The sequence below is a fragment of the Dissulfurirhabdus thermomarina genome, assembly GCF_012979235.1.
GTDB classification, from domain to species: domain Bacteria; phylum Desulfobacterota; class Dissulfuribacteria; order Dissulfuribacterales; family Dissulfurirhabdaceae; genus Dissulfurirhabdus; species Dissulfurirhabdus thermomarina.
The window spans coordinates 1-24,513 of record NZ_JAATWC010000010.1; the positions used below are offsets into that span (position 1 = coordinate 1).

The 24,513-nt window shown below is 69.6% G+C and carries 22 protein-coding genes and 1 CRISPR repeat array; of the genes, 11 read left to right on the forward strand and 11 right to left on the reverse strand.

All coding sequences use genetic code 11. From position 1 onward, the window contains the following. Positions 1-279: 279 nt before the first annotated feature. The gene (locus HCU62_RS10130; protein ID WP_163298201.1) at positions 280-726 is read left to right on the forward strand and encodes an Hsp20/alpha crystallin family protein; all 447 of its coding nucleotides are present in this window, start codon (positions 280-282) and stop codon (positions 724-726) included. Positions 727-752: 26 nt separating this feature from the next. On the opposite strand, the gene HCU62_RS10135 is transcribed toward HCU62_RS10130, so the two are convergent. The 4 genes from HCU62_RS10135 to HCU62_RS10150 form a co-directional block, all read right to left on the reverse strand. Beyond that, positions 753-3,140 carry a hypothetical protein gene (locus HCU62_RS10135; RefSeq protein ID WP_169755603.1) on the reverse strand — a complete coding sequence of 796 codons (2,388 nt, stop codon included), beginning with the start codon at positions 3,138-3,140 and terminating at the stop codon, positions 753-755. Further along, positions 3,140-3,967, reverse strand: coding sequence for a CbbQ/NirQ/NorQ/GpvN family protein (locus HCU62_RS10140; RefSeq protein WP_163299946.1), 828 nt, complete (start codon positions 3,965-3,967; stop codon positions 3,140-3,142). Before HCU62_RS10140 ends, HCU62_RS10135 begins: the two co-directional genes overlap by 1 nt. Positions 3,968-4,139: 172 nt before the next feature. Then, on the reverse strand, positions 4,140-5,510 hold the full coding sequence (locus tag HCU62_RS10145; RefSeq protein WP_169755604.1) for a TrpB-like pyridoxal phosphate-dependent enzyme: 1,371 nt from the start codon (positions 5,508-5,510) through the stop codon (positions 4,140-4,142). Positions 5,511-5,669: 159 nt separating this feature from the next. Beyond that, complete coding sequence (locus HCU62_RS10150; RefSeq protein WP_169755605.1) at positions 5,670-6,326, reverse strand: NnrU family protein; 657 nt, start codon at positions 6,324-6,326, stop codon at positions 5,670-5,672. Between the two features lie 146 nt (positions 6,327-6,472). Between HCU62_RS10150 and HCU62_RS10155 the strand changes: the two genes are divergently transcribed. From HCU62_RS10155 to HCU62_RS10180, 6 genes are all read left to right on the forward strand, one after another. Then, on the forward strand, positions 6,473-7,432 hold the full coding sequence (locus HCU62_RS10155; RefSeq protein ID WP_163299922.1) for a DUF2156 domain-containing protein: 960 nt from the start codon (positions 6,473-6,475) through the stop codon (positions 7,430-7,432). 72 nt (positions 7,433-7,504) lie between these two features. Beyond that, the gene (locus HCU62_RS10160; RefSeq protein WP_169755606.1) at positions 7,505-8,080 is read left to right on the forward strand and encodes a cytochrome c3 family protein; all 576 of its coding nucleotides are present in this window, start codon (positions 7,505-7,507) and stop codon (positions 8,078-8,080) included. Between the two features lie 31 nt (positions 8,081-8,111). After that, a complete protein-coding gene (locus HCU62_RS10165; RefSeq protein WP_163298837.1) occupies positions 8,112-9,476 on the forward strand; it encodes a multiheme c-type cytochrome in 1,365 nt (454 codons plus the stop codon). A 218-nt stretch (positions 9,477-9,694) separates the two neighbouring features. Beyond that, positions 9,695-10,234 carry a hypothetical protein gene (locus HCU62_RS10170; protein WP_163298836.1) on the forward strand — a complete coding sequence of 180 codons (540 nt, stop codon included), beginning with the start codon at positions 9,695-9,697 and terminating at the stop codon, positions 10,232-10,234. 82 nt (positions 10,235-10,316) lie between these two features. Continuing rightward, the gene (locus tag HCU62_RS10175) at positions 10,317-10,529 is read left to right on the forward strand and encodes a hypothetical protein (protein WP_163298835.1); all 213 of its coding nucleotides are present in this window, start codon (positions 10,317-10,319) and stop codon (positions 10,527-10,529) included. 286 nt (positions 10,530-10,815) lie between these two features. Further along, on the forward strand, positions 10,816-11,088 hold the full coding sequence (locus tag HCU62_RS10180; protein WP_163298834.1) for a hypothetical protein: 273 nt from the start codon (positions 10,816-10,818) through the stop codon (positions 11,086-11,088). Positions 11,089-11,149: 61 nt separating this feature from the next. Here HCU62_RS10180 and HCU62_RS10185 read toward each other — a convergent pair whose 3' ends face one another. Further along, a complete protein-coding gene (locus HCU62_RS10185; protein WP_163298833.1) occupies positions 11,150-13,543 on the reverse strand; it encodes an AsmA family protein in 2,394 nt (797 codons plus the stop codon). Positions 13,544-13,836: 293 nt separating this feature from the next. Here HCU62_RS10185 and HCU62_RS10190 point away from each other — a divergent pair, with 293 nt between their 5' ends. From HCU62_RS10190 to HCU62_RS10200, 3 genes are all read left to right on the forward strand, one after another. Further along, positions 13,837-14,658, forward strand: coding sequence for an NYN domain-containing protein (locus HCU62_RS10190; RefSeq protein WP_163298832.1), 822 nt, complete (start codon positions 13,837-13,839; stop codon positions 14,656-14,658). A gap of 96 nt (positions 14,659-14,754) precedes the next feature. Further along, positions 14,755-16,440 (forward strand): energy-dependent translational throttle protein EttA, encoded by a 1,686-nt coding sequence (gene ettA / locus HCU62_RS10195; protein WP_163298831.1) that lies wholly within the window; start codon positions 14,755-14,757, stop codon positions 16,438-16,440. A gap of 16 nt (positions 16,441-16,456) precedes the next feature. Next, on the forward strand, positions 16,457-16,855 hold the full coding sequence (locus HCU62_RS10200; RefSeq protein ID WP_163298830.1) for a phage holin family protein: 399 nt from the start codon (positions 16,457-16,459) through the stop codon (positions 16,853-16,855). 20 nt (positions 16,856-16,875) lie between these two features. Here the strand turns inward: HCU62_RS10200 and HCU62_RS10205 are convergent, their stop codons facing one another. The 3 genes from HCU62_RS10205 to HCU62_RS10215 are packed head-to-tail and all read right to left on the reverse strand — an operon-like array spanning position 16,876 to position 18,934. Continuing rightward, a complete protein-coding gene (locus tag HCU62_RS10205) occupies positions 16,876-17,181 on the reverse strand; it encodes a hypothetical protein (RefSeq protein ID WP_246325455.1) in 306 nt (101 codons plus the stop codon). Further along, positions 17,181-17,978, reverse strand: coding sequence for a hypothetical protein (locus tag HCU62_RS10210; protein WP_163298828.1), 798 nt, complete (start codon positions 17,976-17,978; stop codon positions 17,181-17,183). The genes HCU62_RS10205 and HCU62_RS10210 overlap by 1 nt, the downstream gene beginning before the upstream one ends. Next, entirely contained in the window at positions 17,975-18,934 is a 960-nt protein-coding gene (locus HCU62_RS10215; RefSeq protein WP_163298827.1) for a helix-turn-helix transcriptional regulator, read from the reverse strand. Before HCU62_RS10215 ends, HCU62_RS10210 begins: the two co-directional genes overlap by 4 nt. A gap of 408 nt (positions 18,935-19,342) precedes the next feature. Between HCU62_RS10215 and HCU62_RS10220 the strand changes: the two genes are divergently transcribed. Continuing rightward, positions 19,343-19,618 carry a hypothetical protein gene (locus HCU62_RS10220; protein WP_163298826.1) on the forward strand — a complete coding sequence of 92 codons (276 nt, stop codon included), beginning with the start codon at positions 19,343-19,345 and terminating at the stop codon, positions 19,616-19,618. A gap of 807 nt (positions 19,619-20,425) precedes the next feature. After that, a CRISPR array of direct repeats spans positions 20,426-20,892; the repeat unit is 35 nt; unit sequence GAAGGAATTGACCTGATTACTGAAGGGATTACGAC. Positions 20,893-21,075: 183 nt separating this feature from the next. On the opposite strand, the gene HCU62_RS10225 is transcribed toward HCU62_RS10220, so the two are convergent. From HCU62_RS10225 to HCU62_RS10235, 3 genes are all read right to left on the reverse strand, one after another. Then, positions 21,076-21,249 carry a hypothetical protein gene (locus HCU62_RS10225; RefSeq protein ID WP_163299909.1) on the reverse strand — a complete coding sequence of 58 codons (174 nt, stop codon included), beginning with the start codon at positions 21,247-21,249 and terminating at the stop codon, positions 21,076-21,078. A 309-nt stretch (positions 21,250-21,558) separates the two neighbouring features. After that, a complete protein-coding gene (katG, locus tag HCU62_RS10230) occupies positions 21,559-23,739 on the reverse strand; it encodes a catalase/peroxidase HPI (protein WP_169755607.1) in 2,181 nt (726 codons plus the stop codon). A gap of 149 nt (positions 23,740-23,888) precedes the next feature. Then, a complete protein-coding gene (locus tag HCU62_RS10235) occupies positions 23,889-24,317 on the reverse strand; it encodes a Fur family transcriptional regulator (protein WP_246325456.1) in 429 nt (142 codons plus the stop codon). Positions 24,318-24,513 lie beyond the last annotated feature (196 nt).

Below are 24,513 nucleotides of genomic sequence, written 5' to 3' on the forward strand. Positions count from 1 at the left end.
ATACTTGAGCTCTGCCGCAATGAAGAGGGCCTCGAAGCAACGCAGAGCCACCCGCGCATCTTTGCGATGGCACCAACGCTTGAGCTGGCAGCAGGGCCTGGGGGTGGCGCTGGCGGTGGCGGCCGGGGTCCTCCTCTCCTGGAAAGGTTTCTGAAAACGGGAAGTTGTCCGCCTCCGCCGCCGGGCCGGCCGGCCTTGACCCCGGCGGGGGGCATACTTAACTTTCAGCCGCGAGCAGGGAGTGAGGAGTGAAACCCGTTGGAGAAGGAGGTGAAGGCTATGTTCGAACTGGCACCCTGGAAACCCTTCCCGGAACTTTCCAGCCTGCGCCGTGAGATGGATCGCCTGTGGGAGGAGTTCATGGGCCGTTCCGAGGCCCTTCCCGCCCTTGAGGCGACCTGGGCGCCGGCCCTGGACGTCTCGGAGACCAAGGACGCCTTGGTCGTGAAGGCGGAGATCCCCGGCATGGATCCCAAGGACATCAAGATCCACCTCGCCGGGGACACCCTGACCATCCGGGGCGAAAAGAAACAGGAGACCGAGGAGAAGGGCGAGAACTTCCACCGCGTGGAGCGGCGTTACGGGGCCTTCGCCCGGACGCTGCGGCTGCCGGTGGAGGTGAAGCAGGACAAGGTGGACGCCCAGTACAAGAAGGGGGTCCTGAAGATCGTCCTTCCCAAGAAGGAGGCCGGGAAGGTCAAGGAGATCGAGGTCAAGGAGGCCTGAACCGCTGCGGGCTTGGACCGCCCTCCTCACGTGGTGAGCAGGCGGTAGATCTCCGGAATTCTCCGGTGCAGCAGGTTCACCTCCGGGACGACCACGTAGTTCACCTCCCCGTACATGTGGGGGAGGTAGTCGCGGCCTTCCCGGTCGATGGTGATACAGAACGGCTTCACTCCCTGTTCTTTCGCCTCGATGAGGGCCTTACGCGTATCCTCTATGGCGTAAGGCCCTTTATATTCGTCGTAGTCCTCCGGCTTCCCGTCGCTCAGGGTGAGCAGGACCCGCAGGCGGGAGTCCACCTCCCGGAACAGCCGGGTGGCGTGCCGGATGGCCGGCCCCATCCGGGTGTAGTCCCGGGCGTTGATTCCCGTGATCCGCCGCCCCACCTCGCCGTCGTAGGGCGCCCCGAAGTCCTTGATGCGGAAGAAGTGGCACCCCGTCCGCCGCATGCCGGAGAAGCCGTAGACGGCGAAGGGGTCCCGGAGCACCGTGAGCGCCTCGCAGAGGAGGACCAGGGATTCGCGGATGGCCCGGTTCACCCAGCCCTCCGTGGAGGCGCTCATGTCCACGAGGAAGGCCACCGCGATGTCCCGCCGGTCCCGCTGGCGGCGCACGTAGAGGTGCTCCGCGGCGGTCCCCGAGGCGAGGAGGTCCGCCCGGGCCTCCACCAGGGCGTCGATGTCCACCTCGTCCCCCTCGGCCTGGCGCGTTCGGAGCCGGTCCACGGTGCGGAGCATCTCGAACCGCCGCCGCAGTTCGAGGCGCTGGCCCCGGTAGCGCTCCAGGGTCCGCCGGATGAAGTCGCCGCCGGCCTCGGGCGGCGGCATCTCCGAGACGGTGCACCAGTCGCGCCGGTAGCCCCGCCGCCGGAAGTCCCACTCCGGGTAGGTGAAGACCGGGCGTGAGGCGGCCGGGGCGGCGGGCGGCGCCTCTTCCGCCGCGCCCGTGACCCCGGGGTGGTAGGCCCCGGAGGCGAGTGCCTGGGCGGCGGCGACGTAGGCGGCCGGGATGCCGCCGTGGTCGGCCGCGGCCTCCTCGATGAGGGCCCGGAGTTCCTCCAGCCCCTCCACGGGGGCATCCCCGCCGAGCCGCAGGCATTCCGCCGGGTCGAGAAGCGGCGCGTCCGGCCCCCGGCCCCTCCCCGGCGGCACGAGGAGGGCCACCCCGGAGTCGCCCTCGGTGCGGGGCCGGCCCTGGTGCCGTTCTTCCGCTTCCGCCGCCCCCCGGCGCCGCCCCGCCGGGCGCGCCGCCACCACCGCGGCCAGGAGCTCCACGAGGCGTTCCCGGACCTCTTCCCGGCGTTTCAGCAGGCCGCGGGCCACGGCCCCGGGGTGGAAGGCCCCGGCGTAGGGGAGGAGGGCCTTCGCGGCCTCGATGTCGCCGGGGTTCGTGAAACGCGCCAGGTGCAGGGCCGCCCGCGCGGTGTCCAGGGCGCCGGCCCAGGGCTCGAGCAGGCGCCGGAGGCGCGGGAGGGTGTCCCCGGAGGGGGCCGGGGGCGGGCCCTCGGTCCCCTCGAGGAGCCAGCGGGCCAGGCGGGCGGCGGGCCCGGGGACGCCGGGGGAGGGGGGCGCCGTGGCCGAGAGCAGGCCCTTCAGGCGGTGCAGGTCGCGGTCCAGGCCGGCGAACCCGCGCCGGAGGCCTGCCTCCACCCGGAGGGTGTCGAGAAGCACGAAGATCCAGGCGCCGCCGGGGGCCACGGCCTCGAGGGCGGCCGCCAGGCGCTCGATGCCGGTGGCGCCGGCGCGGCGGGCGGCCTCCCGGGCGCGCCGGGGGGCGGCCCCGATCAGCTCGTCCAGAGGCGCCGGGGGGAGGTGGAAGGACCGGTACCGCACCTGGGCGGCCTTGTGGACGGCCAGGACGCGGTAGTAGAGGGCGTTGTCCGCGCGGGCCGGGAACCGGTCCACCGTGGCGGGGGCGTAGATCGCCGTGGTGTCGGTGAAGGCCTCGGCCCCCTTCTTCAAGGGGAGCGGCCGCCCGGCGAGACCGGCGACCAGGAGGGAGAGCCGCCGGGCGGCCTCTTCGACGGTGACCGCCCCCGAGGCGCCCGTGACGCGGCGCGCCGTTCGGGCCGCGTCACGGAGGTAGGCCAGGGCCGGGTGGAGGCCCTCGGCCTCGTAGACGGCCAGGGCCCCCCGCACCCAGTCCTCGAGCTGCTCGGTGGTCTCCAGGAATTCGAGGGCGCGGCCCGCGTGCTCCATGAATCCGAAGGCCAGGATGTCCGAGACGGAACCGGCGATGAGGCGGACCTGGGAGAGCACCGGCCCCACGTGGCGGCGGGGCAGCTCGAGGAGGTGTTCCACCGCGGCGTCCACGTGGCAGTGGCCCACGTGGTCGGTCCCGAAGATGGCCAGGAGGGCCCGTTGGAGGGCCTCGCCGCCGCGGTCGGGCCCCGGGGGCCGTCGCGGGGGACGCGGCATCAGAAGACCGCCCGCACCATCTCCCGCAGGCCCTCCAGGATCTCGTGGTCGTCGGTGAGGGGTTCGCAGACGGCGGCCAGGCACGCCGCCTCCGGATCGATGCCGGCCCGCAGCAGGAGGCCGGCATGGACCAGGAGGCGGGTGCTCGCCCCTTCGAGGAGCCCCTGTTCCCGGAGCCCGCGGGTCAGCCCCCCCAGGTGCACCAGGCGGGCCGCCGTCTCCGGGTCGAGGCCCGCCTCGCGGGCCACGATCCGGGCCTCGATCTCCGGCGGCGGAAAGCCGAACTCCAGGGCCACGAAGCGCTGCCGGGTGCTGGGCTTGAGCTCCTTCAGGACGCTCTGGTAGCCGGGATTGTAGGAGACGGCCAGCATGAAGTCCGCCGGCGCCCGGAGGAGTTCCCCCCGTTTCTCCACGGGCAGGGTCCGGCGGTCGTCGGCCAGCGGGTGCAGGACCACGGTGGTGTCCTTTCGGGCCTCCACCACCTCGTCGAGGTAGCAGATCCCGCCGGCCTTCACCGCCAGGGTCAGGGGGCCGTCCACCCAGACGGTCTCCCCGCCCCGGATGAGGTAGCGGCCGACGAGGTCGGCGGTGGTGAGGTCGTCGTGGCACGAGACGGTGACCAGGGGCCGGCCGAGGCGCCAGGCGAGGTATTCCATGAAGCGGGTTTTGCCGCACCCGGTGGGCCCCTTGAGGAGGAGGGGCAGCCGGTTGGCGTGGGCCGCCTCGGCCAGTTCCACCTCCCGGCCCTGCGGGAGGTAGAATGGTTCTTCGGTGATAAAGAACTTGTCTATCGGGACGGCGCCGGGTGCGCCTTCTTTGCTTAACATTTCGGTATTGCTCGGGGAAAGATCCCGCCGGGTCTTCCGGCCTTGAAAGGAGAGTAATACCCGGGGGCCGGGTGTCAACCGCACGGAGCGGCGGGGGCGCGGACGCGGCGCCCCGGGGAGGGCGGGATGCACGGCACGGGGCGGTCTCCCGGGGGCGGGGCCGCCCCGGCGTCTAGATCCCGGTGGGGAATTTCGGCAGGTCGCCCAGGGCCTTTTGGATGAGTTCGTCCGGGTACTCGTAGTCCTCGAGGCGTCCCTCGAGGAAGGCGTCGTAGGCGGCCAGGTCGAAGTGGCCGTGCCCGCTGAAGCAGCAGACGATGCACTTTTCTTCCCCGGTCTCCTTGCACCGAAGGGCCTCGTCCACCACGGCCCGCAGGGCATGGGAGGTCTCGGGCGCCGGGATGATCCCCTCCGTCCGGGCGAAGAGGAGGGCGGCCTCGAAGACCGGGTTCTGGGTGTAGGCCCGGGCCTTGACGTAGCCCTCGTGGACCAGGTGGCAGAGCAGCGGGGCGTCGCCGTGGTAGCGCAACCCGCCGGCGTGGATCCCCGGGGGCTCGAAGGTGTGGCCCAGGGTGTACATGAGCATGAGGGGCGTCATGCCCGCCGTGTCGCCGAAGTCGTACCGGTAGGCTCCCTTGGTGAGGGTGGGGCAGGATTTCGGCTCCACGCCGATGATCTCGGCGTTGCTCTTCCCGTCGATGAGCTCCTTGACGAAGGGCAGGATGAAGCCGCCGAAGTTGGAGCCGCCGCCCACGCACCCGATGAGCATGTCGGGGCGTTCCCCGGCCAGGGCGAGCTGCTTCTGGGTCTCGAGGCCGATGACCGTCTGGTGGATCAGGACGTGGTTGAGCACGCTGCCCAGGGCGTAGTTGGTGTCCTCCCGGGTGGCGGCGTCCTCCACCGCCTCGGAGATGGCGATGCCGAGGCTCCCGTTGGAGTCGGGGTTCCGCTCGCGGACGGCCCGGCCGGCGGCGGTGCGGTCGGTGGGGGAGGGGAAGACCTCGCCGCCCCAGACGTTCATCATGATGCGCCGGTAGGGTTTTTGCTCGTAGCTCACCTTCACCATGTAGACCGTGCACTCCATGTCGAAGAAACGGCAGGCGAAGGCGAGGGAGCTCCCCCATTGGCCGGCCCCGGTCTCGGTGGCCAGGCGGCGGATGCCGGCCTCCTTGTTGTAGTAGGCCTGGGCCACGGCGGTGTTGGGCTTGTGGCTGCCCGGGGGGCTGACGCCCTCGTTCTTGTAGTAGATGCGGGCCGGGGTCCCGAGGGCCCTTTCGAGGTTCCGGGCCCGGTGGAGCGGGCTCGGGCGCCAGAGGCGGAGGATCTCCCGGACGGGGCCGGGGATCTCGATCCAGGGCTCGGTGCTCATCTCCTGGGCGATGAGGGCGTCGGGGAAGATGGGCTTGAGCTCGTCCGGCGTGACGGGTTTCCCGGTGGCCGGGTTGAGGGGCGGGGCCAGGGGCTTGGGAAGGTGGGGCAGGATGTTGTACCAGGCCTCGGGGAGCTCGGACTCGGGAAGCAGGATTCGGTAGCTGTCACTCATGCGTTCACTCCTGGAAGGCGCGGAATCGGCGGCCGGTTGCGGCCCCGAACCTTACCATGACACATTGAAATGTTTCAACTTTGACGGCCCCGCCGCGAAAAGGCTCCCGGGGCGACGGCCCCGACGGGATGCGCCGGCGGCCTTCGCCGCCCCGGCCCGTTACGAGGCGGCGCCCCGTGCCCCCGTCCCCCCCTTGGTCCCGTCCCGGCGCCGCCGGCCCGCCCGGGGCAGGAAGCGGCCCGTCCGTTCCATGTAGCGCCGGTAGTCGTCGCCGAAGCGCCGGAGCAGGCGCCGTTCCTCCAGCCGGGCCCCCACCACGAGGTAGAGGGTGATGAGGAGGGCGGAGCAGGCCTGGTGCACCTCGAGGCGGCGGCCCCAGACCAGGACGATCCCGGAGGCGAAGAGCGGGTGGCGGATCCAGCGCCAGGGCCCCGTGGTGACCAGCCGGTCGGGCGGGTCCACCTCGCGGACGAGGATCTGCCGGATGCCCGCGAAGTGGAGGGGATCGGCCCGGAGGAGCGCCGAGGCGAAGAAGACGGCCGCCGCCGCGTCCGCCGCCAGGGTGAAGGGGGCGAGGGGGCCGGAGAGGGGGTCCCAGGCCACGGGGGTCTCCACGCGGTGTTCCAGGGCGACCAGGACGGCCACCCAGGCGGTGGAGGCGACGTTGTAGGCCAGGCGCCAGGCCGGGGCGAGGCGGGGGAGGTGCCGGGCGGCCCAGGCCTTCGGTCCGTCCGCGGCCAGGACGGAATGCCAGGCGAAGAAGGCGAGCCAGCCGGCCGCCAGGGCCAGGCACTGGAGGAAGAGACCTCGGGGCACGGGAGCCGGATCCTTTCCGCCGCCCGGGAGACGGCGTAGAATGGAGTCGAGTTCGGGCAGGCGCCATACCCGGCGCGGGCCCACCCGGCATTAAACCCCGCCGTCCCGGTCACGGGAAGGCCGCAGCGGCGCCCGGAGGGCCCTGCATGATCCCGTCCTTTCCGCGGTTCAAGGCCCTGGAGCTCGCCGACGCCGCGGAGGTGACGGAAGCCCTCCGTGCCGCGCCGCCGGTGACCTCTGAGCTCACCTTCACCAACCTCTTCATGTGGCGCCGCCGTTACCGGTTCCGCCTCTCCCGGATGGGCTCCGCCGTCGCCGTCTTCGCCGATCCCGCCACCGGGGGGTCCGCCTTTTTCCTCCCGCCCCTGGGGCCTGGGGCCACCGCGGCCGCGGTCCGGGAGCTCTTCGACTGGATGGCCGCCGAGGGCTTCGCCCCCCTCATGCGCCGCGTGTCCAAGGCCTGGGCCGAGGAACTCGGCCTCGGCCCGGGGACGGGCTTCCGGGTGGAAGAGACCCGCGAGGACGCGGACTACGTCTACCGGGTGGCGGACCTGGCGGCCCTCCGCGGGCGGCGCCTGCGGAAGAAGAAGAACCACCTCAACCACTTTCTCGCGCGGGTCGATTTCGCCTTCGAGCTTCTGGACGCAGAGCGTGCGGCCGAGTGCCTCGAGCTGGAGGCGTACTGGTGCCGGTTCCGGGAGTGCGCCGGGCACGAGGACCTTCGCGCCGAGGACGAGGCGGTGGCCGAAGCCCTCCGACACTGGTCCGACCTACCCCTCCGGGGCGGCCTCGTCCGGATCGGGGGGCGGGTGGCGGCCTTCAGCTTCGGGGAACCCCTCAACCCGGAGACCGCCGTGGTCCACGTGGAGAAGGCGGATCCGGAGGTCCGGGGTCTCTACGTGGCCGTCAACCACCTGTGCTGCCGCCAGGTCTGGAGGGAGTTCCGGTACGTCAACCGGGAGCAGGACCTGGGGGAGCCGGGCCTCCGCAAGGCCAAGCTCTCCTGGGACCCCGCCTTCCTGGTGGAGAAGGTGGCGGTGCGCCCGGCGGCCGGGGCCGTCGGGCCGGGCCCACCCGCTACTGAACCGTGGCGTAATCGTCTTTAACCGCAAGTCTATGCGCTTTTCCCATATAATCGGGAATTGAACGGATGGACGATTCCCGGGAGGGTCCAGCCTATGAAACAAGCGGAAGGGAAGAGGGGCCCGGTGGCGGCGGCCCTGGCGGTGGGCTTCGTCGCCGCCGCCGCCGCCGGATTGCTGACCGCGTCGCAAGTCCGGTCCACCAGCTCGGTGGAGTTTTGCGCCTCGTGCCACGAGATGACCCTCTTCAGGCGGACGTGGGAGACCGGGCCCCACGGCACGGCCAGGATGGGGGCCATAAAGGCGAGGTGCGTGGACTGTCACCTCCCCCACGAGGGGGTGGTCGGGTACTTGGCCGTCAAGACCAGGGCCGGGATCCACGACGTCCTCGCCCATCTGACGGGGAAGAAGACCGATTGGCTCTCCAAGTGGAAAAACAGGGGCCCCCACGTGCACGGCGCCTACGAATCCGGGTGCCGCCACTGCCACAAGGATCTCGTCGTCCCCGGCATCCCGATAAAGGCCTTTAGCGCTCACCGGGCCTACCGGCTCGGGGAGACCACCCTTCATTGCCTGGACTGTCACCAGAAGGCCGGGCATGGCGACATCGCCGCCGTGCTCCAGGCCGGGGGCGGGCAGGGGGACGGGCCGGCCGGGGGTGGAAGGCTATGACAATCGATTTTTTTGATGAAAGGAAGGGGTCATGAAGCGTCGTCCTGGGAGCGTGTCGTTGGGCCTGGCCTTGTTCCTGGCGGCCATGAGCTGTTGGTCCGCGGCCTTGGCCGAGGAGAAACGGGCCTATCCAAACATGTCCAAGAGCGCGGACATCGTGATCAAGCGGGGCTACTCTCCCGAGGCCCTGAAGTGCATCGAGTGCCACGCCAAGGAGACCCCGGGGATCGTGGCCGGCTGGAAGGAGGGCAGGATGGCCCATGCCGGCGTCTCTTGTTACGACTGCCACGTGGTGGACGCGAGCAGCCCCATGGCCAGCCAGTGCAAGGGGCTCAAGGGCACCCGGATCTTCACCTCGCCCATGGTCTCCCCGAAGACCTGCGCCCGGTGCCACCCCACGGAGGTGGACCAGTTCTCCAAGAGCGGCCACGCCAAGCTGGCCTCGGCCCCCGTGGTGGAGAAGAAAAAGTTCAAGAACCTCATCTATGAACTCGAAGGCGGGACCTTCGCCGGTGTCCCGGGCGAGAGCAAGCTGCGCCTGGCCACCAGGCAGAGCGGCTGCCAGATGTGCCACGGCGCCGAGGTCCAGCTGGGCCCGGACCGCAAGCCCACCAATGACAGCTGGCCCGGCGGCATCGGCATGCGGTACCCGGACGGCGGCGTGGGCAACTGCGTGGTGTGTCACAACAGGCACCAGTTCAAGATCTCGGAGGCCAGGAAACCCGAGGCCTGCGCCAAGTGTCACCTGGGCCCGGACCACCCGGACATAGAGATCTATTACGAGAGCAGCCACGGCCAGATCTTCCTCACCGACGGGGAGAACTGGAAGTGGGACAGCGCCCCGGACGCCTGGGAGCCCGGGGATTATACCGCTCCCACCTGCGCCACCTGCCACATGAGCGGCATCGGAGAGTTGAACACCACGCACAACGTCAACGAGAGGCTGCACTGGGACCTGGTCCACCCAAAGAGCGTGGTGCGGAGCGGCGCCAGGGGTGACGGAGAAAAGGGGCGCCGCCTCATGAGGAAGGTGTGCGCCAACTGCCACTCCACCCTCCACATAGACAACCACTTCGCCAAGCTGGACCGGGCGGTGGAGCTCTACAACTTCTACTTCGACAAGGCCACCGCCATGATCGACACCCTCAAGGCCAAGAGGTTGCTCAAGGCCGACCCGTGGAAGGACCCCGCCCAGGAACTCCACTACTACCTGTGGCATCACACCGGGCGCCGCGCCCGCCACGGAGCGGCCATGGACGGGCCCGACTACGCCCATTGGCACGGCTTCTTCCAGATCTTCCAGGTCTACAAGGACATCGAGGACATCTACAACTACAGGCTCAAGCACAACGAGATCGAGGAGCTCAGTCCTGTCATGTCCACGGGCCCCCTTTGATGGCCCCGGGCCGGAGGCGGCCTCCGTGGCGGGCCGCCCCCCGGCCGTGTCGCGGCCGGATGGCGGCGTTGCACCGATCACCAGCTGCCGCGCGGCCCCCCGACGCCGTGCACGACATGCCTGAAGGCCTTCGCGCCTTCCACTCGGCGGCCGCCGGGGATCATCCCCCCCGGGCCCCGTCCCGGGTCCATCGGCCGATGGAGAGAGGAGGCCGGTGCATGAAGGACTGGAACGTGGTGGCCACGGTCCACCGGCGGGGCTTCGTCCGCGGCTGCGAGCTCTTGGAGGAACTCGGGGAAGTGGCGCGGACCGACTTTCACAACGTCCTGGTCCTCAGGGCCCGGGATCCCTTGGAGGTGCCGGAGGCGGTGCGCGGGTGGATCCTGGAAGATCCCGGGGTCCGCTCCGTGCTCGCCCGGGTGGTCCCCGTCACGGTGACCTTTCCCTTCCGCGACGCGGAGGAGTTCCGGGCGAGGGCCGCGGCGGCGGTGCGGTGCTGGGTGCCGGATCTCCTGGGAAAGGCCTTCCACGTCCGGATGCACCGGCGGGGTTTCAGGGGGCGGCTTCGGAGCCCCGAGGAGGAGCGGCGGCTGGACGAGCTGCTCCTCGGGGAACTCGAGGCCCGGGGCGGGCCGGGGCGGATCGCCTTCGAAGACCCCGACGCCGTGATCGCCCTCGAGACCGTGGGCGGCCGGGCCGGGCTCTCCCTGTGGCGGCGGGAGGCCCTCCGGCGCTATCCCCTGCTGGGGCTCGACTGAGGGAGTGGTCCGGGGCGCCCGGGGGGCTTATCTTCTTGCCGAGATCGGCGCCGACCGGGGCGCCGGGCCGGAGGTCGTGACCATGGAACGGGACGACAAGGCGGCGAAGGCGGCGGGGCGCCGCCGTCGGCGGAAGACCTTCCAGTGCCATTGCTGCGGCCGGGAGCTGCCCTTCTGCTGGAATTGTCCCTGCGGCTTCCAGATCTGCAACGACTGCATGGAAGAGAACCGCTGGGGCATGAGCAACGGGCCGACCTGGATCTGCCCGGATTGCGGCCGGGTGCGGATGTTTTGAGGGAGGGAAAGGAATATCCGCTTATAATAAGAATATTAACAGATAATACATCTTCTATAAGTCATTTTTTGTTTGCATTTTGGCGAAATCCCGCTAATCTGGATCTTATCCCGAAAAAAGGATGGCCTCGTGAAAAGGCCATCTGAGTGGATGGCTCAGCAAGAACCGCCGAAGGCAAGGCGCGAGGATGTCGAGGAATGAAGCGGACTTGAGCTACGCCGCAATGACGGGGGCATCCGAAGCCCGCGACTTTTGCGACGCCGTCAAAAAGGGGAGGTATCCAGAGATGAAGGCCCTCGGCTTGTTGCATTGTTGGGAGGTCATGCAGTGCGGGGAACGGCGCTTTTCGTGCGCCGCCTACCACCACCCCGAGGTCCCCTGTTGGCAGGTGGCCCGTCCCCCCGATGACTACCGCCGCTACTACCACGTGTGCGAGGACTGCATCGTCCGCGTCCTGAAACGCAACCCCCTGGTCCTGGGCTTCCCCCGAGAGGCCATCCTGGCCCGCATCGGGAGCTATTCCCCCGTCGAGAAGCGGGAGGCCTCGCAGGCCTCCTGAAGCACCCGGTCCGCGCCGTTTCCCGGGCCGCCGGAAGGGCCGCGGGCCGGGGGCTCCGGCCTCAGTTGCCGAGGATCCCCTTGAGGGCGTCGTCGAGGAGCCGCTCCTCGGGCCGTTGCCGGGCGCCGTCCGGTTGCCGCTTCTCTCCGTCCTTTTCCTTGAAGATCTCCTCGAGGACACGCTTCCGGATCTCGCCCTTGGCCCGCTCCTTCACCTGTCGTTTCACGGCCTTGGCGTCCAGGGCGAACCGGGGGCGGTCCGCCGTGCCCCGGACCCGGAGGGGGAGCAGGGTCCAGCCCTCCGCGTCGGCGAGGTAGCGCGTCACCCCGCCCTTTCGGTCGAGGCGGGCGGCGAGCTTCGGCGAGAGCCGGGCGCCGAGGGCGAGATCCAGGGTGCCGTCGAGGCCCACCGTCCCCTTGGGGGCCAGGCGGACGTCGCCGCCGCCGAGCCGGGCGTCGAGGCGGACCTTGCCGTCCTTCACGGTGAAGCGGCCGTCGGCCTTCCGGAAGTGGAGGACCCGGAGGTCCTCGATCCCCACGAAGTCGGCCAGGCCCTGCACCAGCCCCGTGCCGGTGAGCCGGCCGTCGGCGAGCCGGACCGTTCCCGTGCCGGAAAGCGACCGGCGGACGGCCTCGGGCCGCGTGCCCCGGCCGGAGAGGCGGGCGTCGAGGGTGAGGGTGCCGAAGACGGTGCCCCGGGCCGCAGGGAGGAGGGCGGCCGTCACGGGCTCGGCCTGGATGCGGTCCAGGGCGAGCCGGGCCTGCCAGGCCAGGCCCCGGCGGCCGAGGTCCACGGCGGCCGTGCCCCGGAAGGCGCCGCCGGCGGCCCGGCCGGCGAGTTCCTCCACGGTGAGGACGTTCTTCTTGAGCCGCCAGCGGAGGCGGAAGTCCGTGACCGCGAGGCCCTTCAGGCGGGCCTCGGCCACCCGGACCGTCCCCCGCGCCGTGGCCGGGATGTCGAAGGGACCGACCTCACCCGCCGGGGCCGCGGCGGGTTTCCGGGCCGGCTCCGGCGCCTGGGCCGGCGCCGCCGCGGCCCCGGCCCCGCCGAGGAGCGGGTCGAGGTCCAGGCGGTCGGCGGTGACGTCCAGGCGGGCGGTCACGGGCCGGCCGAAGATGCCCGACGCCTCGAGGTCCAGGGCCGCCCGCCCGGCCTTTTCCAGGTCCAGGGCGAGGCCGCGGCTGTGCACCCGGTCCCCCTCCAGGCGGAGGGCGCCGTCGAGCCCGGGCCGGAGGCCCCCCGCCGAGACCCGGACGCCGGTGAAGGTGACGTTGCCGTCCCCGGCCAGCGCCAAGGGACGGTCGGCCGGGCCGGCCAGGTGCACCCGGGCCGAGACCGTCCCCGAGGGGTCGAGCCCGGCCGCGGGGGCGGCGAGGGCGGGGGGCAGGGCCTTCAGGGCGGCGCGGAGGTCGAGGGCCGGAAGCGCGGCGGTGAGGTCCAGGCGGGGGGTCCCGGCGAGATCCCGCACCGTGCCGGAGACCTCCACGGCGATCCCGTTGGCGTCCAGGCGGTTCTTGCCCAGGACCAGGGCCCCGGTGGCGAGGTCCGCGTTCACGTCGTAGTCCAGGGTGAGGGCGGCCCCCCGGATCGGGGCCTCCGGCAGGGCGGCCAGGTCGAGATCGAGACCGTGGACGCGGACGCGGCCGCGGGAGGCCGCGGTCTCGGCACCCGCGTCGGCGGTGAGGTCGAGGTCCAGGCGGGCGGCGCGGAGGCGGCCGGGGAGGGCGGCCGCGTAGTAGGGGGCGAAGGCGGTGACGTCGAGCCCCTTGAGGCGGACGGCGGCGCTCACCCGGCCCGCGGCGGGGCTCACCCGGCCCTCCGCGGTGAGCGGGGCCCCGTTCACCCGGGCCGAGAGGCGGAAGGGGAAACTCCCGGCCAGGGTGATGTCCTCGGCCTCCACCGACAGCTCCGCCACGTGGAAGCGGAAGGGGGCCTTCCCCGCCACGGCGCGGTCCTCGAAGGCGACGTCGCCGCCGGTGACCGAGACCCGCGAGACGAGGAGCCGGATGGGCGGGGCGCCGCCGCCCTTTTCCGGGGCGGCGGCCTTCGCGGGCGCCTCGGCGGGCGGCCCGGCCAGGTCGCTGAAGTTGAAGCGGCCGCCGGCCTCCCGGACCACCCGGATCCGCGGTCTCTCCAGGCGGGCCTCGTCCACCACCACCTTGAGGACGAGGAGCGGCCAGAGCCGGTAGCGGAGCACCACCCGGTCGGCGGCCACGAAGGGCGGCGCCCCGCCGAGGCCGTGGACGGTGAGCCGCTCCAGGACGATCCCGGTGAAGGGCTGCACCTCGATCCGCCCGAGGTCCACCTTCCGGTGGAGGGCCTTTTCGGCGGCGGGCACCACCACGGCCCGCACCCGCTCCGGGGTGATGAGGACCTTGGCCAGCACGTAGAAGATGGCCGCGAGGACCAGGACGGTCCCGGCGGCCGCGACGGCGATCTTTTGCCAGCGTTTCATGGCGGTGGGCTCCTGGTTGAGGGCTGCCGGCGGCCCGCCCGGAGGCCGGGGGGCTCACCTTCCGACGACGGATGCTGTATTATACCTGCAATCTGGATCCGTGGGCGTTCGAGAACGGGCCGGATGCAAGGCGGCGGCGATGTCGATGTATATCGACGAGTTGCCAACGCCGCAGGTCGGCCCGTTATCGAGCGCCCCGAAGGGCGGCGGGGTGAGTCCGCCACGGATCCAGGTGCAAATCACCGGGCGGGGGCCCACCGGGCCCGCCGCGCCCCAACGGAGAGACAGCCAACGTGAACGGTCAGCCCAAGACGGACAACCTGGCGGTGTTCTGCGACTTCGAGAACATCGCCCTCGGGGTCCGAGACGCCAAGTACGACAAGTTCGACATCCACCGGGTCCTGGAACGCCTGCTCCTCAAGGGCAACATCGTGGTCAAGAAGGCCTACTGCGACTGGGCCCGCTACAAGGAGTTCAAGGAGCCCATGCACGAGGCGGCCTTCGAGCTCATCGAGATCCCCCACGTGCGCCAGTCCGGCAAGAACTCCGCCGACATCCGCATGGTGGTGGACGCCCTGGACCTCTGCTACACCAAGGCCCACGTGGACACCTTCGTGATCATCAGCGGCGACTCCGACTTTTCGCCCCTGGTGAGCAAGCTCCGGGAGAACAACAAGGTGGTCATCGGCGTGGGGGTGAAGAACTCCTCCTCCGACCTCCTCATCGCCAACTGCGACGAGTTCATCTACTACGACGATCTCGTCCGGAAGAAGGAGAAGAAGCGCTCCCGGGGCAAGAAGGCCGCCAAACCCCAGGCCGGGGCCGACGAGAAGGCCGCTCCGAAGAACGAGGAGGAGCGCAAGCAGGAGGCCTTGGACCTCGTCATGGAGACCGTGGAGGCCCTCTTCGAGGAACGGGGCGAGGAGGAGAAGATCTGGGGCTCCATGGTGAAGCAGACCCTCAAGCGCCGGAAGCCCGGCTTCAACGAGTCGTACTACGGCTTCCGGACCTTCAGCAAGCTGCTGGAGGAGGCCGAGGCCCGCCGCCTCCTCGAGCTCGAGCGCGACGAGAAGTCCGGCGGCTACATCATCAAGGGCTACGCCCACGAGGAATGAGGCCGGCGCGCCGGGCCCGCGGTCTCCTCGGACCCTGCCGCCTCACGCGGGCGCCCGGGTGCCGCCATCCGGCCGGCGGCCCCTTGAACGAGAGCCATGGGAAGCGACGGCGAAAAGATCATCTACACCATGATGCGGGTGGGCAAGTCCTACGACGGCCGCCCCGTCCTGAAGGACATCTCCCTCTCCTATTTCTACGGCGCCAAGATCGGCGTCCTGGGCCTCAACGGCTCGGGCAAGAGCACGCTGCTCCGCATCATGGCCGGCGTGGACCGCAACTTCGACGGGGAGGCGGTCCTCTCCCCGGGCTACACCGTGGGTTACCTCGAGCAGGAGCCCCTAGTGGCCGAGACCAAGACGGTCCGCGAGGTGGTGGAGGAGGGGGCCGCCGAGGCCGTGGCGCTCCTGGCGGAGTTCAACGAGATCAGCGCCCGGTTCGCCGAGCCCCTGGACGACGGCGAGATGGACCGCCTCATCGCCCGCCAGGCCGAGGTCCAGGAGCGGATCGACGCCCTGGACGCCTGGGACCTCGACGCTCGGCTCGAGATGGCCATGGACGCGCTCCGGTGCCCGCCCGGGGAGACCCCGGTGGACGTCCTCTCCGGCGGTGAGCGCCGGCGCGTGGCCCTGTGCCGGCTGCTGCTCCAGCGGCCCGACATCCTCCTCCTCGACGAGCCCACCAACCACCTCGACGCCGAGACCGTGGCCTGGCTGGAGCAGCACCTGTCGCGCTACGAGGGCACGGTGATCGCCGTGACCCACGACCGCTACTTCCTGGACAACGTGGCCGGTTGGATCCTGGAGCTCGACCGGGGCCGCGGCATCCCCTGGAAGGGGAACTACAGCTCGTGGCTGGAACAGAAGGAGCAGCGGCTGGCCCGGGAGGAGAAGGACGCCGAGCGCCGCCGCCGCACCCTCCAGCGGGAGCTCGAGTGGATCCGGATGACCCCCAAGGGCCGGCACGCCAAGTCCAAGGCCCGGATCAGCGCCTACGAGTCGCTGCTCGGGGAGGAGGGGCGGGCCCGCGCCGGGGAGCTCGAGATCTACATCCCCCCCGGGCCGCGCCTGGGCGACGTGGTCATCCAGGCCGAGGGCGTCCGCAAGGCCTACGGCGACCGGCTCCTCATGGACGGCCTCGCCTTCACCGTGCCCCCCGGGGCCATCGTGGGGATCATCGGCCCCAACGGGGCCGGCAAGACCACGCTCTTTCGCATGATCACCGGCGAGGAGGCCCCGGACGCGGGCACCATCCGCCTGGGCGAGACGGTGCAGCTGGCCTACGTGGATCAGACCCGCCGCGGCCTCGACCCGGCGGCCACGGTCTGGGAGGCCGTCTCCGGCGGCCAGGAGACCCTGGACCTCGGGGGCCGGACCGTGAACTCCCGCGCCTACGTGGCCCGGTTCAACTTCACCGGGGCCGACCAGCAGAAGCGGGTCTCGGACCTCTCCGGGGGCATGCGGAACCGGGTCTACCTCGCGCGGATGCTCCGGGAGGGGGCCAACGTCCTCCTCCTCGACGAGCCCACCAACGACCTCGACGTGAACACCCTCCGGGCCCTGGAGGCCGCCCTCGACGCCTTCGCCGGATGTGCCCTGGTCATCAGCCACGACCGGTGGTTCCTCGACCGGGTGGCCACCCACATCCTCGCCTTCGAGGGGGAGAGCCGCGTTCACTGGTTCGAGGGGAACTTCACCGAGTACGAGGCCGACAAGGTGCGACGGCTCGGGCCCGAGGCGGTCCAGCCGCACCGGATCAAGTACCGCCGGCTGACACGGGCCTGAGGCGGGGGAGGCGCGCATGAAGGGACTCGCCGTCCGCTGGATCTTTCTCACCCTGGCCATCCTGGCCGCGGCCTACCTCCTGGACGGCATCGAGGTGGCCGGCTTCTTCTCGGCCCTCTTCGCCGCGGGGGTCCTCGGCGTGCTGAACGTCTTCTTCCGCCCCATCCTGATCCTGCTCACCCTGCCCATCAACATCCTCACCCTGGGGCTCTTCACCTTCGTCATCAACGCCGTGCTCCTCATGATGGCCTCGGGGGTCATCCGGGGCTTCCACGTGCGCGGGTTCTGGTGGGCGGTGCTGGGCTCGCTGGTGATCAGCCTGGTGAACTGGCTCCTGAACTCCCTGGTGAGCGACGAGGGCCGGTTCGACGGCACCATCGATCTCCGGCGCCGCGACGACGGGGGCTGGGAGTAGGCGGCGCCCGGGCGGGCCGCTCAGCCCTTCCGGAAGAGGGCCTCCAGGGCCGCGCGGGCGGCGTCGGCCGCCCCGTCGGTGCCGGCCTCCCCGGCCGCGCCCGGCCGGAACCAGTCGCAGAAGTTGGCGCGCTCGGGGTCGCGGACGGCCTCGGCGTTGGGCTCCCGGCAGCCCCGGCCGGCGCCGGGATCGCGGGCGGCGCACATCCGGCAGCAGTGGAGGTCCGCCCCGCAGGCCGGGCACTCCGCCCGGCGGCCGAGGGGCAGGGGGAGGTCGGCCACGGGGGCGCCGCAGCGCCAGCAGTGAAGGTCCGCGCCGGACGCCATCAGAAGCGGATGCCCAGCCGCACCCCGATTTCCGTGGACTCGTTCTCGGGCTCGTAGCCGAAGCCCACCACCGTGCCGTAGTAGGTGAGGAGCTCGAGGTCGGAACGTCTCACCCGCCAGTAGGCCGCGTAGGGGGTGAGCGCCAGGCGCACGCGCCGGAGCCGCGCCGCCAGGGTGAGGGCCCCCCGCACGCCGTAGCCGTGGTCCTGCCGGTTGTCGATGTCCCCGTAGCCCGGGTCCGCGTCGCTCAGGTGGCTCTCCTGGCGTCCCCGCCAGAAGAAGTCGTATTCCGCCTCGGCCCGGAGGGACCAGGTGTCGTCCAGGGGGAGGGTGAGCTCGAGGCCCACGGGGCTGTAGAGGTAGTGGGACTCGCGCTCGTAGCCCAGGGCCCCGGTGGAGGAGAGGCGGCCCCCCGCGTCGTCTTGGAGGTAGCGGTAGCCGATGCCGGCGAAGGTCGTGAGGTGGGCCCCGCCCCCGGGCTCCAGGTCGATGCCCACGAGCTGGCGGGCCTCGATGAGGTAGTCGTCGATGTCGTCGATGGAACCCGAGTTCCGGTAGTCCACCCGGCCGTAGAGGGCGCGGGCCTCGGTGCGGAGAAAGAGGGCGCGCCGGTAGGTGTAGCCGCCGGAGAGGCCGTAGAACATCCCGCGTTCCTTCATGACCCCGGGCTCGGCGTAGCGGATGTGGGCCACGGCGGCCTCCGAGCGCCACTCGTGGCGGTCCGCGGCCGCCGCGGCGGGCCCGCCGCCGGCGGCGCCCAGCGCCAGGGCGCAGGCCAGGGCGAGGGGCGCCCTCATGCCCGGCCTCCCCCCCCGCCGTAAACGCGGGCCAGGGCCGCCGCCTCGCGGGCGGCGGCCGCGCGGATCTCGGGCGGTTCCAGCACCTCGGCCCGGGCCCCGAACTGGAGGACCTTCATGAGGAACTCCGTGTAGTCCGGCGCCACGGGCACGGTGAGGACCACGGCGCCCCCGTCCCCCGTGTCCTCCAGCACCTGGTCCTGGTGCCAGCGCTGGCGGCGGACCACCTCGGCGGCGTCCCCGGTGAAGCGGACGCGGGCCCGGTGGCGCGGCGGGCCCTTGAAGATCCCGAAGCTCTTCCCGAGGAGGGCCCGGGCCGCCTCGATGTCCGGGGCGAAGCGGCCCTTTTCCGGCCGCGCCTCGGTGATGCGCGAGAGGAGGAAGATCCGCATCTCGTCCCGCAGCCGGCACCGGGCCAGGGTGTACCAGCGGCCCTGGTAGGTGATGAGGAGGTGGGGCTCGATGACCCGTTCCGTCCGCCGGCCCTTGGGGTCGGCGTAGCGGATGGCCAGGGGGCGGTCCTCGAGGAGGGCGGTGAGCACCCGATCCATCACCTCCGGGTCCGCCGGCTCCACCTCCACGAACTCGCAGTGGAGGCGCTCGAGGAGGTGGGCCTGGTCGCGCTGGAGGAGCGTTCCCAGCCGGCGGCGGAGGCGCTGGACCTCCTCCAGGCACGAGAGCCCCGTCTCCTCGGCCATGCGCTCGAGGAGGGCCAGGAAGAGGAGCACCCGCTGGGTGTCGTCGAAGGGGAGGCGGAACCCCCCGCCCTCGTACCGGTACCCGTTCCGGACCCGGTCGAAGGCCAGGGGCGCCAGCAGGCGGTCGCGCAGGTAGTCGATGTCGCGGCGGGCCGTGGAGAGGGAGACCTCGAACTGGTCGGCCAGGCTCCGGGCGTTGGGGTAGCGGCCCTTTCGGACCTGGTGGTGGAATTCGTAGATGCGTTCCAGGATGCTCACGCCGGGGCCTCCATCCCCTCCTTTATGCCCCAAAAGGGCCCGCCGGGCAAGACGGGCCGGGCGGGGGCCGCTCACGCCGGCCGGTTTGTAAGGCGCAGGCCCGGAATCCGGCCGAAGCGGCCGGTGTCGCCGCCGGGCAGGGTCAGGTCGTTGGGCCGGGGCGATGGCGGCGGTCTCCAGGTCGGCCAGGGCGAGGGGGCCGCCCTTTCGAGCTCTGCCTGGAGGGTGCCGCGGGCCTGGGCGGCGGCCTTGGCGGCGAAGGCAGCGGCGCTGACCGCCGGAAGCGGTTGTTTCGGAGCACCGGCTGTCGCGGCGGGCCAGCCCCGCCGCCGGGCGCTCACTCCATGACCACCCGGCTGTGCTACTAAAGATAACAGAGAGGGGAGAGACCACCCGGGAGGTTCGGCCATGTCCATCAACATGCACCTCAGGGAGATCGTCGGCGAGCGGATCAAGGCGGTGGTGGTGGCCCGGATGCCCAGCTGGGGCACCCGGCACATCTACCTGGTCTTCGAGGACGGCGACGGCTGGTTCGAGATCTACGGAAGGGACGTGCACAACGCCAAGGGGGCGCGGGGCGGGGGGTTCGAGGTGCTGGGGAAGCTCCTTTCCGGGGCCGAGAACGTCTGGATCTACCAGGAGGGCGACCCCGTCCCGCCCCTAGACCTGACGCTCTTTTTCTAAAAGGTGAACCAGGGGCCCTGCCCGGTGCTATAGAAGGAAAGAGAGGGGAGGGTCGCCGGCCGAGGGGGACGGGGGTGGTGGGGGGGAGGAAGGCGGATTCTCAGGGAGGGGGCTTGGGGCTATAAAAAAAGAAGGCCGGGTGGGGGTGGGTTTGTTTTCTAGTAGCCCAGGGTCTTCACTCTGTCGGGGTACCGAATCTATCGGATCGGTTTCTCCAGCCGGCGGAGTCAAGCAACGTGGCGAAGGCGGCACACCCCGGAGGGAGGGAGTACCCTACACTCACAGATATTCCTGTGGCTTTCGGGGAGGATGGCCATGGATATTCAACGATTCCAGTTTACATGCACGTTCCGGGAAGCGTGCGCTTTGCCCCCTTTCAAGGGATCGGCCCTGAGAGGGCTTTTCGGGCGGGCGCTTAAACAGCTGACGTGTGCATTGCCTCGAAAGCCTTGTCCGGAATGCCCTTTGGCGTCGGCGTGTTGCTATGCTTTGGTCTTTGAAAACGTCTGTTCAGCGGGGTCTGGAGGGGAAGATCCAGGAGGGGCGCAGGGGACCTCACCCTATGTCTTGGAGCCCCCTCTAGATGGCCGGACGAGTTTTGCGGCTGGCGACATCTTTTCTTTCAGTTTGTTGATTTTTGGGCCTGCACTTCGGTTTCGTCCACATATCGTCTTTTCTGTGATGCGTATGGGAGAAATAGGCATTGGCCGGAGGGGTCACAAAGGCCGCTTTAGGGTCGATCGGGTAACCTCCGATGAGGGATTACGACTCTAGAACCTGTTTCATTTTTTATGCCCTCCTTTTCTGGAAGGAATTGACCTGATTACTGAAGGGATTACGACCTCCTTTCACGTATAGGTTCGCATACCTGTCACCGGTGAAGGAATTGACCTGATTACTGAAGGGATTACGACCAAAATCCTCGAACGGATTGAGCCTACTAGTTCTTACTGAAGGAATTGACCTGATTACTGAAGGGATTACGACGCTCCTTTCTTGAGATATTGACGAACGAAACTCGCGGAAGGAATTGACCTGATTACTGAAGGGATTACGACTCATATACTCCGCCGACTCTCCCGTTTATTGCGACAAGAAGGAATTGACCTGATTACTGAAGGGATTACGACGTTGACGCGGCGATGATCTCTTGCCGCGTCTCTTTCGAAGGAATTGACCTGATTACTGAAGGGATTACGACCCGTCGAGCAAGAAACCTAAACGACGAAGCAGCTTATAGAAGGAATTGACCTGATTACTGAAGGGATTACGACAGGATAAGCCCGCCCCATGTCGTGAGCCACTCAAGAGGGGTATCGGGGGCATTTGGCGGTGAGGAGGAGCTTTTTCGGGGTTTCATGGCCACGAAAGGACAGGCCGCTCCGTGGGGGATGAGGATTTTGTGGCCCGTCTTGAAAACCTAACCGGTCGGGTTTGAGACGCCGGAAGCCAGGGCGTCAGAAGAAGAGCAATAGGCAAGGTGTCCCAGGAATTTCGAGGCCGGCGAGGCAGCCATCGGTGAAGAGGAGCAGGAAGAGCCGCTCGGCTGCGGCGCGCCGGTGGTGCAGCAGCAAGACGCCGCCGGAGGCGCCGAGCAGGAGGGCCAGGGCGATGGACAGCGATACGGGCATGACACGCTCCCTCCGCGACGAGGACGGGCCCACGGCGTGGCTCGGCGTTGTGCAGGCCGGGGATCGAAGTACATCTTCGGCCTGTCTGCGCCGGCGGCCCGTGGGGGAAAGACGGCGGCGGCACGGACCGGCCAGCGTTCGACGAAGACGTGCACGCCGCGACGGGCCGCACCTCCCCGCCTGCGCGGACTAGGCGCCTCCCTGGCGCCCGGGCGGGGCGCCCCGGACACCCCAGAGGCAGGGCGGGAGCGGGCGCCACGGTGCACGGTGGGCGGCCGAGCCCCGCCCATCCCGTGCACACGTCGGGGGCTATTTCAGGTCGAAGCGGTCCAGGTTCATGACCTTGTCCCACGCGGCCACGAAGTCGTGGACCAGTTTTTCCCGGCCGTCTGCGGCACCGTAGACCTCGGCCACGGCCCGCAGCTCGTCGTGGTGGCCGAAGACCAGGTCCACCCGGGTCGCCGTCCACTTCAACCCGCCCGTGTTCCTGTCGTAGCCGTTGTAGAGGTGGTGCCGGTCGTCGGCGGGTTTCCATTCCGTTCCCATGTCCAGGAGATTGACGAAGAAGTCGTTGGTGAGGGTGCCGGGTGCGGCGGTGAGGACCCCGTGTTTTTCGTAGTTGTACACGGCCCCCAGGACCCGCAGCCCGCCCACCAGGGCGGTCATCTCGGGCACGGTGAGGGTGAGGAGCTGGGCCTTGTCCACCAGGCAGTACTCCGGCGTGCCCAAGACATCGTCCTCGGCGACGGGGCCCCGATCCTGCCAGTAGTTGCGGAATCCGTCGGCCGAAGGCTCCATGGCCGAATAGAAGGCCTCGTCCGTCTGGTCCCGGCCCGCGTCCACCCTTCCCGGGGCGAAGGGCACGGTGATCTCAACCCCGGCCTTCCTGGCCGCAGCCTCCACAGCGGCGCACCCGCCCAGCACGATGAGGTCCGCCATGGAGACCCCCTTGCCCCCCCGCGCCCTTTCGTTGAACCTCTCCTGGATGCCCTCGTAGACGGAGAGCACCTTGGCCAGGTCCTGGGGGTGGTTGACCGCCCAGTCCTTCTGGGGGGCGAGGCGGAGACGGCCGCCGTTGGCCCCCCCGCGCCTGTCCGAATCCCTGTAGGTGGCGGCCGCGGACCAGGCCGTGTAGACGAGCCGGGCCACATCCAGGCCCGAGGCCAGGATCTCCCTTTTCAGCGCCCGGATGTCGTCCTGATCGATCGGTTCGTGAACGCGCTCGGGCAGGGGATCCTGCCAGACGAAGACCTCCTCGGGCACCTCGGGACCGAGGTAGCAGGAGCGGGGCCCGAGATCCCTGTGGATGAGCTTGAACCAGGCCTTTGCAAAGGCCGCCTCGAATTCCTCGGGGTTCTTCAGGAGCCGCCGGGCGATCTCGGAGTAGACCGGGTCGAACCGCAGGGCCAGGTCGGCCGTGAGCATCATGGGCGGGTGCTTCTTCTGCGGGTCGTGGGCGTCGGGAACGACGGCCTGCGCGTCCTTGGCCACCCACTGCTGCTTGCCCGCCGGGCTCTTGGTCAGTTCCCACTCGTTGTTGAAGAGCAGGTGGAGGTACTGGACGCCGAAACGCGTGGGGGTGGGCGACCAGGCAAGCTCGAACCCGGACGTGAAGGTGTCCGGCCCCTTGCCGGTCTTGTAGTCGAACTTCCAGCCCAGGCCCTGTTGTTCCGGGGGCGATGAGGCGGGGTCCGGCCCCAGGTGGATGTCCTCGGCCGCACCATGGCACTTGCCGAAGGCGTGCCCGCCGGCGATCAGGGCCACGGTCTCCTCGTCGTCCATGCCCATGCGCCCGAAGGCCACCCGGATCTCCTCGGCGGAGGCCACGGGGTCGGGATGGCCCCCGGGGCCCTCCGGGTTCACGTAGATCAGGCCCATCTCCGTGGCGGCGAAGGGCTTCTCCAGGCCCCCTCCCTTGAAGCGCTCCTTGCCGGTGAGCATCTCCTCTTCCGGGCCCCAGTCCGCCCCCTCGTCCGGTTCCCAGGCGTCCTCGCGCCCCAGGGCGAAGCCGATGACCTTGACGCCCATGGATTCCAGGGCCGCGTTGCCGGCGAGCACGATGAGGTCGGCCCAGGACAGCTTCCGGCCGTATTTCCGCTTCACGGGCCAGAGCAGACGGACGGCCTTGTCCAGGCTGATGTTGTCCGGCCAATCGATGCGGGGGGCGAAGCGGATCCCGCCGCCCCTGGCCCCGCCCCTGCCGTCGTGGATCCGGTAGCTGCCCGCGCTGTGCCAGGCCAGGCGGATGAAGAGGGGCCCGTAGTGGCCGAAATCCGCCGGCCACCAGTCCTGGGACTGGGTCATGAGCTCCTGGAGGTCCTTCTTGACGGCTGCCAGGTCCAGTTGCCCGCATTCCTTCCTGTAGTCATATTCCGGCCCGTAGGGGTTGGAATCCGGGCACTTCTGCCGCAGCACCTTGAGGTTCAACCTGTTTGGCCACCAGTCCGTGATCCACCTCTTCTTCCTGACATTTTGGGTCTTCTCTTCCATGGCTCCCTCCTTGTTCCCCTCGGACCGAGGGCTCGTCCCGGGCCGCGCCCGCTTTCCCGGCCGTTACATCTTCGCCTGCACGGCCGCAAAGACCACCAACACCTCAAAAAGAAATAAATTCTCCAGATAATCGTTCTCGATCATAGGGCTCAAGGCAGCACTGACTTCCGGTTTTTCTCTTGGCATTCCGGGCAGATGCCGAAGAAGTCCACGCGGTGGTTGACGATCCTGAACCCGGTCTTCGCGCTCACCTCCCGGCTGAGCCCTTCGAAGCCTGCCAGGTCCAGGTCCATGATCTTCCGGCACCGGATGCAGACCACGTGGGGGTGCGGATAGGGTCTGTTCCCGTCATAGCGGTTTCCCCCCTCGGGGAACCCCAGTTCCAGCACCTCGCCCAGTTCCTTCAAAAGCGAGATCGTCTTGTAGATGGTGGCCAGGCTGGTGGTGGGGAAGTCCCTTTGCACCTGCCTGTAGATGGCCTCGACACCGGGGTGGCCTCGGCTCTCGGAGAGGATCTTGAGGACCGCCAGCCGCTGGGGCGTGATGCGGAACTTGCGCTCCCGCAACCGCGCGAGCATCGCTTCCAGTCTTGTCCGGGGGTCTCCCAATGGAGCGGCGGTCCTCCTCCTCGTTTCCGGAACCTAGTTTTGGAGAATAATTTTCCGTTAAAAACAAGTCAATAAAAAAATCGGGCGCCGCCCCGGGGAGGGGGATCGGGGTGGGTGCCTCCGAAATCCATGGGGTCCCGGGCGGTTCGAGGTGCCGCGGCACGGC

Bases quoted from the DNA above. Each gene is read 5' to 3' on its own strand.
- HCU62_RS10235 (WP_246325456.1), bottom strand. From the start codon at position 24,317: ATGCTCGCGCGGTTGCGGGAGCGCAAGTTCCGCATCACGCCCCAGCGG.
- HCU62_RS10185 (WP_163298833.1), bottom strand. From the start codon at position 13,543: ATGAAACGCTGGCAAAAGATCGCCGTCGCGGCCGCCGGGACCGTCCTG.
- HCU62_RS10130 (WP_163298201.1), top strand. From the start codon at position 280: ATGTTCGAACTGGCACCCTGGAAACCCTTCCCGGAACTTTCCAGCCTG.
- katG (WP_169755607.1), bottom strand. From the start codon at position 23,739: ATGGAAGAGAAGACCCAAAATGTCAGGAAGAAGAGGTGGATCACGGAC.
- HCU62_RS10210 (WP_163298828.1), bottom strand. From the start codon at position 17,978: ATGAGGGCGCCCCTCGCCCTGGCCTGCGCCCTGGCGCTGGGCGCCGCC.
- HCU62_RS10145 (WP_169755604.1), bottom strand. From the start codon at position 5,510: ATGAGTGACAGCTACCGAATCCTGCTTCCCGAGTCCGAGCTCCCCGAG.
- HCU62_RS10165 (WP_163298837.1), top strand. From the start codon at position 8,112: ATGAAGCGTCGTCCTGGGAGCGTGTCGTTGGGCCTGGCCTTGTTCCTG.
- HCU62_RS10205 (WP_246325455.1), bottom strand. From the start codon at position 17,181: ATGGCGTCCGGCGCGGACCTTCACTGCTGGCGCTGCGGCGCCCCCGTG.
- HCU62_RS10225 (WP_163299909.1), bottom strand. From the start codon at position 21,249: ATGCCCGTATCGCTGTCCATCGCCCTGGCCCTCCTGCTCGGCGCCTCC.
- HCU62_RS10170 (WP_163298836.1), top strand. From the start codon at position 9,695: ATGAAGGACTGGAACGTGGTGGCCACGGTCCACCGGCGGGGCTTCGTC.
- HCU62_RS10140 (WP_163299946.1), bottom strand. From the start codon at position 3,967: ATGTTAAGCAAAGAAGGCGCACCCGGCGCCGTCCCGATAGACAAGTTC.
- HCU62_RS10155 (WP_163299922.1), top strand. From the start codon at position 6,473: ATGATCCCGTCCTTTCCGCGGTTCAAGGCCCTGGAGCTCGCCGACGCC.
- HCU62_RS10135 (WP_169755603.1), bottom strand. From the start codon at position 3,140: ATGCCGCGTCCCCCGCGACGGCCCCCGGGGCCCGACCGCGGCGGCGAG.
- ettA (WP_163298831.1), top strand. From the start codon at position 14,755: ATGGGAAGCGACGGCGAAAAGATCATCTACACCATGATGCGGGTGGGC.
- HCU62_RS10160 (WP_169755606.1), top strand. From the start codon at position 7,505: ATGAAACAAGCGGAAGGGAAGAGGGGCCCGGTGGCGGCGGCCCTGGCG.
- HCU62_RS10200 (WP_163298830.1), top strand. From the start codon at position 16,457: ATGAAGGGACTCGCCGTCCGCTGGATCTTTCTCACCCTGGCCATCCTG.
- HCU62_RS10220 (WP_163298826.1), top strand. From the start codon at position 19,343: ATGTCCATCAACATGCACCTCAGGGAGATCGTCGGCGAGCGGATCAAG.
- HCU62_RS10175 (WP_163298835.1), top strand. From the start codon at position 10,317: ATGGAACGGGACGACAAGGCGGCGAAGGCGGCGGGGCGCCGCCGTCGG.
- HCU62_RS10180 (WP_163298834.1), top strand. From the start codon at position 10,816: ATGAAGGCCCTCGGCTTGTTGCATTGTTGGGAGGTCATGCAGTGCGGG.